Here is a 12,470-nt window from a genome sequence, read left to right as displayed (position 1 = left end):
AGACCGATGCACGGGAAGCCCATCTCGGTCAGGCGCTTGGCACCCATGTAGGAACCATCACCGCCGATCACCACCAGCGCATCAATGCCGCGTTTTTTCATGTTCTCAATCGCAACCGTACGCACCTCATCCTCGCGGAACGCCGGGAAACGGGCAGAGCCGAGGAAGGTGCCGCCGCGGTTGATCATGTCTGAAACGCTGTAGCGGTCGAGGTTGATCATGCGATCTTCGTACAGGCCCAGATAGCCATCATAAATACCACAGACTTCCAGTCCTTCACTCAATGCGGCGCGCACAACGCCACGGATCGCAGCGTTCATACCTGGGGCGTCACCGCCACTTGTCAGTACACCGATTTTTTTGATCATGACAACCTCTGAACTTGTTGATACCAATGATGAATTCTGAACGCCGGAGCGGAACAACCCACGCGACCGAGTAAGCAGAGTCTGATAAGTGCAATAGTATATCAAACACTGTGAGCTGAATTGATTCAGGTCACAGCCTAAATGGCTATTTTTTTTGCGGTAAGTCACGTTTCTTACAGCATCCGGACAGATAAACCACGTTTACTCGCCACAACCGGAAAAATTTCCCTGACGGCCTTCCGGCACCACCGAGCAGGGATCGAGATGAATAATCACGTCCGAACCCGGAAAACGCCGGAGCAGCGCCTGTTCCAGCTGGTCGGCAATATGGTGCGCCTGCAGCAGGGGCAGGTGGTCATCCATTTCCAGATGCAGCTGAATAAAACGTGTCGGCCCGGACTGGCGGGTACGCAGATCGTGCGCGCCCCGCACCCCCGGCCAGCCGGCGACGATCGCCAGCATCGCCTGATGCTCGGTTTCCGGCAACGCGCGATCCAGCAGCGCCTGCACCGCTTCATAGCCCATCCGCAGTGCACTGTAGAGGATCCAGACGCCAATCCCCAGCGCAAACAGCGCATCTGCGCGGTGGAAGCCGTACCAGCTCAGCGCCAGAGAGAGCAAAATGGCCCCGTTCATCACCACGTCGGACTGATAGTGCAGCATGTCGGCACGGATCGCCTGACTGTGGGTATGACGCACCACCCAGCGCTGGAAGGTCACCAGTAATAGCGTAGAAAACAGCGCGATCAGGGTCACGATGATGCCCACCTGCGGCGAGGTCATCGGTTCCGGGGTCACCAGGTGCTGGAAGCCGGTCAGGAACAGGAACAGCGCCGATCCGGAAATAAACATGCTCTGCGCCAGCGCCGCAAGGGACTCGGCCTTACCATGGCCAAAGGTGTGCTCGGCATCGGCGGGCTGCAGCGAATAGCGCACCACCAGCAGGTTGGTCAGCGAGGCGGCAATGTCGACCAGCGAGTCCACCAGCGCCGCCAGCACGCTGACCGACCCGGTATGCCACCAGGCAAAGATTTTGATAATCAGCAACAGTGAAGCCAGTACCGTCGCCGCAAGGGCCGCCGCGTTTACCAGCCGGGCATAGCGTTGATTCATGGCGCACGCTCTCAGAGAATGTGCACTCAGTATATCGGGTTTTGCGCAAAAAAAGCCCGGTTGTGGTGGCCGGTTGGCGATCAAAATGCGGTCGATGGGCCGCTACGGCCGGGAGACAGGGACAAATTTTTGCCAAAAAAAACCCCCTCATCATGAGGGGGAAGACAGGGATGTGTCTATGGCAAGGAAAACAGGGATACTCTGGTACAGGGACTACGTTACTGATGACTCGCTACTGATAACTTACGGGTTACTCCCGGTACTGCTTGCCGCCTGCAGCGGTGAGGAGACCTGCATATTCGTCAGCCGGCGCAATTCTTCAAGGCGCTGCTGGTGTCGTTTCTCTAAAACAGCCTGCTGCTGGGGCGTTAACAGGTGGTACATCTGGTTGCGTATGCGAGCCATCTCGACCTGCCGCGACACTTCCGCCTGCGCTATTTTTTCCGCCTGAGCCTGGTAGGCTGCCTGATCAAATTTTTCTGCAATAATCAGTTCATGCATCTGTTCTAAATCGTTAATACTTATGGGAGAACGATCGTGACGTACCTGCTGCATCAGATCGCGCAACTGTTGCCGCTGTTGTTCAGTCAGGTTGATGCCATCAAACATATGGCTTTGCGGAACCTGCTGCAGCGTGCGGTTTGCGCCATCGTTCTGATGCATCTCGTCAGTCGTCGTCACGGCTGCTGCAAAGGCGTTGGAGAGTGTTAATATCAACGCCGGCACCGCAACGACGGCAGTAACATTGCGCATCGTGTACTCCCAGTTTTGTTGCGTATTTCGATTCAACGAGAGCCAGTTTAAAGTGCCCGCTGCAAACATGCGTCAGGGGGTGTAAAACTACGTAAAGTCAGTGATTAGGCGCGTTCGTTCACGGTATTTTGCCTGCGGAGGGCAATAAAAAATGAATAAAATCCTGTTGGTTGACGATGACCGCGAATTGACTTCGCTACTGAAAGAATTGCTGGAAATGGAAGGCTTCGACGTACTGGTTGCCGGCGACGGCGAACAGGCACTGGCGATACTGGACAGCACGGTTGACCTGTTACTTCTGGACGTAATGATGCCGAAGAAAAACGGCATTGATACCCTGAAAGAGTTGCGTCAGCAGCATCAGACCCCGGTGATCATGCTCACCGCCCGCGGCAGCGAACTGGACCGCGTACTCGGCCTTGAGCTGGGTGCCGACGACTATCTGCCAAAACCCTTTAACGACCGTGAACTGGTGGCGCGCATCCGCGCGATCCTGCGCCGGTCAAACTGGAGCGAGCAGCAGCAACAGCAGCACGACAACAGTTCGCCAACGCTGGAAGTGGATCAGCTGCGCCTCAATCCCGGACGTCAGGAAGCCAGCTTTGAAAATATCTCACTGGACTTAACCGGCACCGAGTTCACCCTGCTCTACCTGCTGGCGCAGCACCTCGGCCAGGTGGTGTCACGTGAGCACCTCAGCCAGGAAGTGCTGGGCAAACGGCTGACGCCGTTTGACCGCGCCATCGATATGCACATCTCCAACCTGCGGCGGAAACTGCCGGAGCGCAAAGACGGGCATCCGTGGTTTAAAACCCTGCGTGGTCGTGGCTACCTGATGGTGTCTGCCGCATGATCTCCAGCCTGACGACACGCATCTTTGCCATTTTCTGGCTGACGCTGGCGCTGGTGCTGATGCTGGTGCTGATGCTGCCGAAGCTGGACTCACGCCAGATGACCCCGCTGCTGGACAGTGAACAGCGGCAGGGGTTGATGATCGAGCAGCACGTCGAGGCAGAGCTGAGCCAGGATCCGCCCAATGACCTGATGTGGTGGCGCAGGCTGTTCCGCGCCATCGACAAATGGGCACCGCCCGGCCAGCGCCTGTTGCTGGTCACCAGCGAAGGGCGGGTGATTGGCGCCCAGCACAGCGAGATGCAGGTCATCAGGAATTTTATCGGCCAGGCCGATAACGCCGATCAGCCGCAGAAGAAAAAGTATGGCCGCGTTGAACTGGTCGGTCCGTTTTCGATTCGCGACGGGGAAGATAACTACCAGCTGTACCTGATTCGCCCGGCGGGCAGTTCGCAGCTGGACTTTATCAACCTGCTGTTTGACCGCCCGCTGCTGCTGCTGATGGTCACCATGCTGATCAGCTCGCCGTTGCTGCTGTGGCTGGCGTGGAGCCTGGCAAAACCGGCACGACGGCTGAAACATGCCGCCGACGACGTCGCCGCCGGCAACCTTCGCCAGCGGCCGGAGCTGGAGTCCGGGCCGCAGGAGTTCCTGGCGGCCGGTGCCAGCTTTAACCAGATGATTAGCGCGCTGGCGCGGATGATGACCACCCAGCAGCGCCTGCTGTCGGATATCTCGCACGAGCTGCGCACCCCGCTGACCCGCCTGCAGCTTGCGACGGCGCTGATGCGCCGACGTCATGGTGAAGGCAAGGAGCTGGGGCGCATTGAGATGGAGGCGCAGCGGCTGGACGGCATGATTAACGATCTGCTGGTGCTGTCGCGGGCGCAGCACACCAATGCGCTGGTCAGCGAAACCCTGAAGGCCAGCCATTTGTGGTCTGACGTGCTGGAGGATGCGCGCTTTGAAGCCGAGCAGATGGGGAAATCGCTGGAAGTCCCTTATCCGCCAGGCCCGTGGCCGCTGTACGGTAACCCGAACGCGCTGGACAGCGCGCTGGAGAACATCGTACGCAACGCCCTGCGCTACTCGCACAGCAAAATTTCGGTCAGCTTTGCGGTGGATAAAAAGGGCATCACCATCCACGTTGATGATGACGGTCCGGGGGTCAGCCCGGAAGATCGTGAACAGATTTTCCGGCCGTTCTACCGCACCGACGAGGCACGCGACCGCGAATCGGGCGGCACCGGGCTGGGGCTGGCGATCGTCGAGAACGCCATTCAGCAGCACCGGGGCTGGGTGAAAGCCGACGACAGCCCGCTGGGCGGCCTGCGGCTGACCATCTGGCTACCGTTATATACCACCCAGAGCGAATAATTTGTTATCCTGCGGCCCTCGTTTTTGAGGGCCGTCTTAATGCTTAACATCGTCTTGTTTGAACCTGAAATCCCGCCGAACACCGGCAATATCATCCGCCTGTGCGCCAACACCGGCTTCCGGCTGCACCTGATTAAACCACTGGGGTTTGCCTGGGATGATAAACGGCTGCGCCGTGCCGGGCTGGATTACCACGAATTCACCGCGATTAAGCATCACGACAGTTATGACGCCTTCCTCGCCAGCGAAGCGCCGCAGCGGCTGTTCGCTCTCACGACCAAAGGCACCCCGGCCCACAGCGCGGTCAGCTACCAGCCCGGTGACTATCTGCTGTTCGGCCCGGAAACCCGCGGCCTGCCGGCCTCTGTTCTCGACGCCCTGCCCGCACAGCAGAAGATCCGCATCCCGATGATGGCGGACAGCCGCAGCATGAACCTGTCGAACGCTGTTTCGGTGGTGGTCTACGAAGCGTGGCGCCAGCTCGACTACGCCGGTGCACTGATTAAGAAGTGATCGTCAGCATGGAGCCCTGGTGCCCCTTGTCAGCGATTACAGGGGCCGTCGGTGTCGCAGCCACTCTGGATTCGGCCAGCGCGGAGAACCCGGAGCGTACTGAAGTACGTGAGGAGTTCGAGCACTGCCCGAATTCAAAATGGCAAGTAAACCAGGCCGATCTCAGATCCCGTCGCCGAATTCGAAGCCGGGTACCGTGCCGTTAAAATGCTGATCCATATCCATCGACGGCTTGTCGCTGTTCGGCTTGCCGACGATGCGTGCCGGCACGCCGGCGGCGGTGGTATGCGGCGGCACCGGCTGCAGCACCACCGAACCGGCACCGATTTTCGCGCCGTGGCCGACTTCGATATTGCCGAGGATCTTGGCACCGGCACCAATCATCACCCCTTCACGGATCTTCGGATGGCGATCGCCGGTCGTTTTGCCGGTACCGCCCAGCGTGACGTTCTGCAGGATCGAAACGTCATCTTCAATCACCGCCGTCTCCCCCACTACAATGCCGGTAGCGTGGTCGAGCATGATGCCGCGGCCAATTTTTGCCGCCGGGTGGATATCGACGGCGAACGAGACCGAGATTTCGTTTTGCAGGTAGATCGCCAGCGCGCGGCGGCCTTCATTCCACAGCCAGTGGCCGATACGGTAAGCCTGCAGCGCATGGAAGCCTTTCAGGTAGAGCAGCGGAGTGGAGTATTTGTCGACCGCCGGGTCGCGCTGGCGCACCGCCTGAATATCACAGGCGGCCGAGACGATCATCGACGGATCCTGACGATAGGCGTCGAGGATCACCTCGCGGATCGCAATCGCCGGCATGATCGGGTTCGACAGCTTGTTGGCCAGCATATAGCTCAGCGCCAGGCCGAGGTCATCATGCTTTAACAGGGTGGCGTGGTAGAAACTGGCCAGCATTGGCTCACAGTCCGCCAGCGCGCGCGCTTCCGTTTTGATGTTATCCCAGATCAGTTCAGGTTCTACGCACGGCATGATTCTCTCCCCATTAAAAATAGCGCCCGGCGGGCGCTAACTACGTTCACGCGACCACTCCGGCTCAGCGACTGCTGTTCTCATCCTTCCTTGTGCGCCCCAGCAGGCTCAGGGCCGCCTCACGCGCATCTTTACCGCTGTACAGCACCTGGAAGATCTGCTCGGTAATCGGCATCTCAACGCCGTAACGTGCCGCCAGGGCCTTCACCTCTTTGGTATTACGGTAGCCTTCCACCACCTGACCAATCGCCTGCTGGGCCCCTTCCACGTCGGCACCCTGCCCGAGCATCATGCCAAAGCGACGGTTGCGCGACTGGTTATCGGTGCAGGTCAGCACCAGGTCGCCCAGCCCGGCCATGCCCATAAAGGTGGTCGGATCGGCGCCTAATGCCGCCCCAAGCCGGCTCATTTCGGCCAGCCCACGGGTGATCAGCGCGGTGCGGGCATTGGCACCAAAGCCAATACCGTCGGACATGCCGGCACCGATGGCAATGACGTTCTTCACGGCGCCGCCGAGCTGAACGCCAATAAAATCGGGGTTGTTATACACGCGGAAGCTTTTGCCGCAGTGCAGCAGCTGCTGCAGCTCGTCGGCAAAACGGCTATCGGTTGCCGCCAGCGCGATCGCCGTTGGCAGGCCAGCCGCCAGCTCTTTGGCAAACGTCGGGCCGGAAATCACCGCCAGCGGGATCGACTCGCCGAGGATTTCGCGTGCCACGTCCTGTAACAGACGCCCGGTCTCCTTCTCCAGCCCTTTGGTCGCCCATACCAGGCGCGAGTCCGCCCGCAGGTGCGGCTTAATCTGCTGCAGCACGTCGCCAAACACGTGGCTCGGCACCACCACCAGCAGATCGCGGCTGGCGGCCACGGCGTTTGCCAGGTCGGTTTCCAGCTGCAGGGTATCCGGGAAGGGCACATCGGGAAGGAAAGCGCTGTTGCAGCGATCGGCCTGAAGCTGCGCCTGGCGCTGCGGGTTATGGCCCCACAGCACCACGTTGTGGCCGTTACGGGCCAGCGTAATCGCCAAAGCGGTGCCGTACGAGCCGGCACCGATGACGCTCATGGAAGCATGAGGGCTACGCATCAGGCATCCTGCTGCGGTGCTTCACCTTCGTTTGACTGCTGCAGGTAGTTCATAAACAGCGCGTCAAAGTTAACCGGTGCCAGGTTCAGCTGCGGGAAGGTGCCACGGGAAACCAGGCTGGTGATGCACTCACGGGCATACGGGAACAGAATGTTCGGGCAGTATGCGCCCAGGCAATGTGCCATCTGGGTGCCTTCGATACCACCGATAGAGAAGATGCCCGCCTGCTGCACTTCGCACAGGAATGCCGCTTCTTCACCCACGGTCGCGGTCACGGTGACGCGCAGCACGACTTCATACACGTCGTCAGCCAGCTGGGTAGAGGCGGTGTCCAGATCCAGTTTCACTTCCGGCTCCCACTCTTTCTGGAAGACCTGTGGCGCGTTAGGCGCTTCGAAGGAGATATCTTTGGTGTAGATACGCTGGATCTGGAAAGACATTTCGGTGTTGTTTTGTTCTGACATGGTACGTAATCCTATGGGTTAATAATCCGTTATTGTGCCGAAGCGCGGGTCAGCAATGGGCGCGTTACATGCGCGCCCGCTGCTAGTTCAGCAGCGGGTCAAGGCCCTGCTGCGCGTCAAGCGCGAACAGGTCATCACAGCCACCGATGTGCCGATCGTCGATAAAAATTTGCGGTACCGTGGTGCGACCGCTGCGGGCGATCATCTTCTCGCGCAGCGGCGCGTCGCCATCGATGGCAATCTCTTTAAACGCCACGCCTTTCTGGCTGAGCAGCGCCTTAGCACGATGGCAGAAAGGGCAGGTTGCTTTGGTATAAATCTCAACGTTAGCCATAGCGGCTCTCCTTCACTGTGTCAGACGGACTGCTATTTACCGCGCACCAGCGGCAGGTTCTCGCTGCTCCAGCCGGATACGCCCTCTTTCAGGACGAACACCTGCGGAAAGCCTGCTGCGATCAGCTGTGCCGCAGAGTCAGACGCAGAGGTGCCGGTGGCACAAACCACGATCAGCGGCTGCGCTTTGTGTTTTTCCAGTTCGCTAAAGCTGCCTTTCTTAATATCCGCAGCCAGCACGTTAATCGCATTAGAGATATGGCCTTTACGGAAGTCATCACGCCCACGCACGTCCACTACCACGGCATCTTCTTTGTTAATTAAACGGGTAGCTTCACCACGGCTAATCACTTTTACTTTGGAGAACATGCCCTTAACGGTGGTCACGATCACCAAAACCAGCAAAACAACCCACGAAAGAGCTAAGATGGTGTGATTGCCTGCGAACTGCATAATATCTTGCATGAGGGGTAACAACTCCCGAAAGGGTTAATAAGCGAAAACAAGGGTTCTGAGTATACCTTTCGGGGCTGTCATGTACAGCCGCGAAGGCCGTCTGAATTGCGTTTTCTGCGGCATAATCCAAAAAAAAGTTGCCTTTAATGAAAAAGGCTATCCTGTGATCGAGGCGTGTCGCAACGGGTGGTGAATTGTTGCGCAGCTGCGCACTTCGCAGGCGATGCGCCACCTGACATTTGGCTTAACGTCATGCCCGCAACCTGCGGTTTAGCGGCTAAAAGGTCACGACTGGTAATAGAAAACCGCGCAGTGGTCGCTGGTAAGCCGCTGTTCATCGTGGAATAATCCGCGGCTATGAGGGAAAAAGCGACAGTGATCATTTCAAGGATTCCGCGTCATACCCCGCCGCGCCGGCGACTGCGCGGCGGCGTGTCCGCCCTGACCATCGGTGCATTGTGCAGCGCGATGCTGCTGTGCCCGCTCACCGCCGCAGCGGCTGACGATAATAAGTCGCAGCTGCAGAGCCTGCAGCAGGATATCGCGGCAAAAGAGAAAAGCGTGCAGCTGCAGAAGCAGCAGCGCAGCCAGCTGCTCAACCAGCTACAGAGCCAGGAAAAGGTGATTGCCCAGGCCAGCCGCCAGCTGCGCGATACCCGGTCGGTCCTTGGCGCGCTCGGCAAAGAGATTACCACCCTGACCGCCTCGATCGCCCGGCTGCAGCAGCAGCAGCAGCAGCAGGAAGCACTGCTGGCCGATCAGCTGGATGCGGCCTTCCGTCAGGGCCAGCATAGCGGCCTGCAGCTGGTGCTGAGCGGCGAAGAGAGCCAGCGCAGCGAGCGGATGCTGGCCTACTTCGGTTATCTCAATGATGCACGACAGAAGTCAATTGCGGAGCTGCAACAGACCCGCACTGACCTCTCGGCGCAGAAAACCAGCCTGGTGGATAAACAGGCGCAGCAAAAAAGCCTGTTAAGCCAGCAGCAGAGCCAGCAGCAGACGCTGGAAGGGGCGCGCCAGGCGCGGCAAAAAACCCTGACCACGCTGGAATCCTCGCTGGAGAAAGACCAGGCGCAGCTGGTTGAGCTGCGGCAAAACGAAAGCCGCCTGCGCGATAAGATCGCCAAAGCCGAGCGGGAGGCCAAAGCCCGCGCGGAGCGCGAAGCGCGTGAGGCGCAACAGGTGCGCGAGCGTGAGGCGCAGGCCAAACGCAAAGGCACCACCTACAAACCGACCGAGAACGAACGCGCGCTGGTCTCACGTACCGGCGGCCTGGGCCGGCCGGCCGGTCAGGCGATCTGGCCGGTACGCGGCCGCGTTGAACACCGCTTTGGCGAACAGCTGCAGGGTGAGCTACGCTGGAAAGGGCTGGTGATTGCGGCGCCGGAAGGCACTGAAGTTAAAGCGATTGCCGATGGCCGGGTGCTGATGGCCGACTGGCTGCAGGGCTACGGCCTGGTGGTGGTTGTTGAGCACGGTAAAGGTGATATGAGCCTGTACGGCTATAATCAGAGCGCGCTGGTCGGCGTCGGCACCCAGGTGAAAGCCGGGCAGCCGATCGCCCTGGTCGGCAACAGCGGCGGCCGCGGCACGCCGTCACTCTATTTTGAAATTCGTCGTCAGGGACAAGCCGTTAACCCGGTTCCGTGGCTAGGGAGATAACTGTGCAACGTCGAAAACTCAGCGCGCTGCTGGCAGCCGTGCTGATGGCCGGGCCGGCTTACGCCGGTAAGCTTTCGATCGTCATCGATGACTTCGGCTACCGGCCCGCGCAGGAGAACCAGGTATTACAGATGCCGGCGGCCATCTCGGTCGCGGTGCTGCCGAATGCCCCGCACGCCCGCGACATGGCGACCAAAGCCCACCAGCGCGGCCACGAGGTATTGATCCATCTGCCGATGGCCCCGCTCAGCAAACAGCCGCTGGAAAAAGATACCCTGCGCCCGGAGATGTCCGCCGACGAAATCGCACGTATCGTGCGTGAGGCCAGCGAAAAGGTGCCGTTTGCGGTGGGGCTGAACAACCATATGGGCAGCGCGATGACCTCCAGCCTGGCCGGGATGCAGAAGGTGATGCAGGTACTCTCGCACTACAACTTCTACTTCCTCGACAGCATGACCATCGGCAGCAGTAAGTCGGTGCAGGCCGCTGCGGGCACCAGCGTGAAGGTGATTAAACGCCGGGTGTTCCTCGACGATACGCAAAATGAAGCGGACATCCGCCGGCAGTTTATGCGGGCGGTGCGGCTGGCGCAGCGTGACGGTTCGGCGATCGCCATCGGCCATCCGCATCCGACTACCGTCCGCGTGCTGCAGCAGATGCTGCCGACCCTGCCCGCCGATATCACCCTGGTGCGCCCGAGCCAGCTGCTGAATGAGCCGCAGCGGGTGAATAATGCGCCGCTGCCGCCGGACAGCAAACCTCAGGCGGTGAAGCCGCGTAATCCGTTCCGCCCGGGCAAGGTCTGCCCGGTAAAAGTCGCCCCGGTGCCGGCCACGCGCGCGCTAAGCATCATCGCCGAAAGTCTGGCGGATGGCCCGCTGATCAAACAGGTGATGGCACAGATCGTCGGTTCGCCGACGACAAACGAACCAGCGACAGACAGGCCAGCAGCAGCCGGGCACTAGCGGCGGCCGGTGCGCTCCGGCCGCAGAACAGCAGGCCGGGCGGGTCGTTCCCCCGGATGTCCGGCGTCATCAGGCGTCGCGCTTCGACGCCCGCCTTCTGCAGCTGCCCGCTCAGTCCCAGTCGAGGATCACCTTACCCGCCTGCCCGGCGCGCATCACATCAAAGCCCTGCTGAAACTCATCGATGTGCAGCCGGTGGGTGATCACCGGGCTGATATCCAGCCCGGACTGCAGCAGCGCCACCATTTTGTACCAGGTTTCAAACATCTCGCGGCCGTAGATACCTTTGATAAACAGCCCCTTGAAGATCACCTGATTCCAGTCAATCGCCATTTCGGCGGAGGGGATGCCCAGCATAGCGATGCGCCCGCCGTGGTTCATCACGCTGAGCATGCCGCGAAACGCCGCCGCGACCCCGGACATCTCCAGCCCGACGTCAAACCCCTCGGTCATACCCAGCTCGCTCATGGTTTGCGTCAGGTTCTGCTGACCCACGTTAACCGCCCGGGTGACGCCGACCTTCTGCGCCAGCGCCAGCCGGTAGTCGTTCACGTCGGTGATCACCACGTGGCGTGCACCCACGTGGCGGCAAATGGCCGCCGCCATAATGCCGATCGGCCCCGCGCCGGCGATCAGCACGTCCTCGCCCACCAGGTCGAACGAGAGCGCGGTGTGCACCGCGTTGCCGAACGGATCGAAGATCGCCGCCAGTTCATCGGAAATATTATCGGGAATTTTGAAGGCGTTAGCCGCCGGGATCGTCAGGTACTCGGCGAAGCTGCCCTGGCGGTTGACGCCGACGCCGATGGCGTTACGGCACAGGTGGGTGCGGCCGCCGCGGCAGTTACGACAGTGGCCGCAGGTGATATGCCCCTCGCCAGAGACCCGGTCGCCGGGGGCGAATCCAGCCACCTCCTGGCCAACCGCCACCACCTCGCCGACGTACTCGTGGCCGGTGATCATCGGTACCGGAATGGTGCGCTGCGACCAGCTGTCCCAGTTGTAGATATGCACGTCGGTGCCGCAGATGGCGCTTTTGCGGATTTTAATCAGTACGTCGTTATGGCCCGGCTCCGGCACCGGCGCATCGTCAGTCATCCAGATGCCGGGGCGCGAGTGCAGTTTAGCGAGTGCTTTCATGGTGGGGCTCCTGTCAGGCGATCACGCCAAGCTGGCGGCCGATGTGGCTGAAGGCCGCCACCGCCCTTTCCAGCTGCGGCTGGCCGTGTGCGGCGGAGATCTGGGTGCGGATGCGCGCCTGCCCTTTCGGCACCACCGGATAACAGAAACCGGTGACGTAGATGCCCTCCTGCTGCAGGCGGCTGGCGAAGGTCTGCGCCAGCCGCGCATCGCCGAGCATTACCGGGATAATGGCGTGATCGGCCCCGGCCAGCGTAAAGCCCGCCGCGCTCATCGCGCCGCGGAAGTAGCGCACGTTCTCCCACAGCCGCTGCCGCAGCCCATGACCTTCGCTCAGCAGCTGCAGCGCCTGCTGTGAGGCCGCCACCACCACCGGGGCCAGTGAGTTGGAGAACAGATAAGGACG

General features: G+C 60.4%; 15 protein-coding genes. 5 read left to right on the top strand and 10 right to left on the bottom strand.

The window, feature by feature from the left end; translation table 11 throughout:
- From NV64_RS24100 to cpxP, 3 genes are all read right to left on the bottom strand, one after another.
- A partial coding sequence (locus tag NV64_RS24100) for a 6-phosphofructokinase (protein WP_233208996.1) occupies positions 1 to 368 on the bottom strand: 368 nt, incomplete at its 3' end.
- A gap of 201 nt (positions 369 to 569) precedes the next feature.
- A complete protein-coding gene (gene fieF / locus NV64_RS15010) occupies positions 570 to 1,481 on the bottom strand; it encodes a CDF family cation-efflux transporter FieF (RefSeq protein ID WP_056233640.1) in 912 nt (303 codons plus the stop codon).
- Between the two features lie 243 nt (positions 1,482 to 1,724).
- Positions 1,725 to 2,234: a cell-envelope stress modulator CpxP gene (gene cpxP / locus NV64_RS15005; RefSeq protein WP_056233638.1), complete on the bottom strand. Its 510-nt coding sequence runs from the start codon at positions 2,232 to 2,234 to the stop codon at positions 1,725 to 1,727.
- A gap of 151 nt (positions 2,235 to 2,385) precedes the next feature.
- Here cpxP and cpxR point away from each other — a divergent pair, with 151 nt between their 5' ends.
- The 3 genes from cpxR to trmL are packed head-to-tail and all read left to right on the top strand — an operon-like array spanning position 2,386 to position 4,976.
- Complete coding sequence (cpxR, locus tag NV64_RS15000; RefSeq protein WP_101506224.1) at positions 2,386 to 3,087, top strand: envelope stress response regulator transcription factor CpxR; 702 nt, start codon at positions 2,386 to 2,388, stop codon at positions 3,085 to 3,087.
- Complete coding sequence (cpxA, locus tag NV64_RS14995) at positions 3,084 to 4,463, top strand: envelope stress sensor histidine kinase CpxA (RefSeq protein ID WP_101506223.1); 1,380 nt, start codon at positions 3,084 to 3,086, stop codon at positions 4,461 to 4,463. The genes cpxR and cpxA overlap by 4 nt, the downstream gene beginning before the upstream one ends.
- Positions 4,464 to 4,502: 39 nt before the next feature.
- A complete protein-coding gene (gene trmL, locus NV64_RS14990) occupies positions 4,503 to 4,976 on the top strand; it encodes a tRNA (uridine(34)/cytosine(34)/5-carboxymethylaminomethyluridine(34)-2'-O)-methyltransferase TrmL (RefSeq protein WP_101506222.1) in 474 nt (157 codons plus the stop codon).
- A 162-nt stretch (positions 4,977 to 5,138) separates the two neighbouring features.
- Here the strand turns inward: trmL and cysE are convergent, their stop codons facing one another.
- The 5 genes from cysE to NV64_RS14960 form a co-directional block, all read right to left on the bottom strand.
- Positions 5,139 to 5,960: a serine O-acetyltransferase gene (gene cysE / locus NV64_RS14980; RefSeq protein ID WP_056233629.1), complete on the bottom strand. Its 822-nt coding sequence runs from the start codon at positions 5,958 to 5,960 to the stop codon at positions 5,139 to 5,141.
- Positions 5,961 to 6,024: 64 nt separating this feature from the next.
- A complete protein-coding gene (gene gpsA / locus NV64_RS14975; protein WP_101506221.1) occupies positions 6,025 to 7,044 on the bottom strand; it encodes an NAD(P)H-dependent glycerol-3-phosphate dehydrogenase in 1,020 nt (339 codons plus the stop codon).
- Positions 7,044 to 7,508 carry a protein-export chaperone SecB gene (gene secB, locus NV64_RS14970; protein ID WP_056233624.1) on the bottom strand — a complete coding sequence of 155 codons (465 nt, stop codon included), beginning with the start codon at positions 7,506 to 7,508 and terminating at the stop codon, positions 7,044 to 7,046. The genes gpsA and secB overlap by 1 nt, the downstream gene beginning before the upstream one ends.
- Positions 7,509 to 7,590: 82 nt before the next feature.
- Positions 7,591 to 7,842, bottom strand: a complete 252-nt coding sequence (grxC, locus tag NV64_RS14965) for a glutaredoxin 3 (protein WP_056233621.1) — start codon at positions 7,840 to 7,842, stop codon at positions 7,591 to 7,593.
- A gap of 32 nt (positions 7,843 to 7,874) precedes the next feature.
- Positions 7,875 to 8,306: a rhodanese-like domain-containing protein gene (locus NV64_RS14960; protein WP_056233619.1), complete on the bottom strand. Its 432-nt coding sequence runs from the start codon at positions 8,304 to 8,306 to the stop codon at positions 7,875 to 7,877.
- 348 nt (positions 8,307 to 8,654) lie between these two features.
- Between NV64_RS14960 and envC the strand changes: the two genes are divergently transcribed.
- Both envC and NV64_RS14950 read left to right on the top strand, forming a co-directional pair.
- On the top strand, positions 8,655 to 9,959 hold the full coding sequence (gene envC, locus NV64_RS14955) for a murein hydrolase activator EnvC (protein ID WP_082502301.1): 1,305 nt from the start codon (positions 8,655 to 8,657) through the stop codon (positions 9,957 to 9,959).
- 44 nt (positions 9,960 to 10,003) lie between these two features.
- Positions 10,004 to 10,924 carry a divergent polysaccharide deacetylase family protein gene (locus NV64_RS14950; RefSeq protein ID WP_101506244.1) on the top strand — a complete coding sequence of 307 codons (921 nt, stop codon included), beginning with the start codon at positions 10,004 to 10,006 and terminating at the stop codon, positions 10,922 to 10,924.
- Between the two features lie 111 nt (positions 10,925 to 11,035).
- Here the strand turns inward: NV64_RS14950 and tdh are convergent, their stop codons facing one another.
- Together tdh and NV64_RS14940 are read right to left on the bottom strand one after the other, a co-directional pair.
- The gene (tdh, locus tag NV64_RS14945; RefSeq protein ID WP_056233615.1) at positions 11,036 to 12,064 is read right to left on the bottom strand and encodes an L-threonine 3-dehydrogenase; all 1,029 of its coding nucleotides are present in this window, start codon (positions 12,062 to 12,064) and stop codon (positions 11,036 to 11,038) included.
- 13 nt (positions 12,065 to 12,077) lie between these two features.
- Positions 12,078 to 12,470: aminotransferase class I/II-fold pyridoxal phosphate-dependent enzyme (locus tag NV64_RS14940; protein ID WP_146005494.1), on the bottom strand; the 393-nt coding region annotated here is incomplete at its 5' end.

This window comes from Erwinia sp. B116 (genome assembly GCF_002865965.1).
Lineage (GTDB): Bacteria > Pseudomonadota > Gammaproteobacteria > Enterobacterales > Enterobacteriaceae > Erwinia.
The sequence above is the reverse complement of the archived record's forward strand: the minus strand, read 5'-3'. Positions and strand labels throughout refer to the sequence as shown.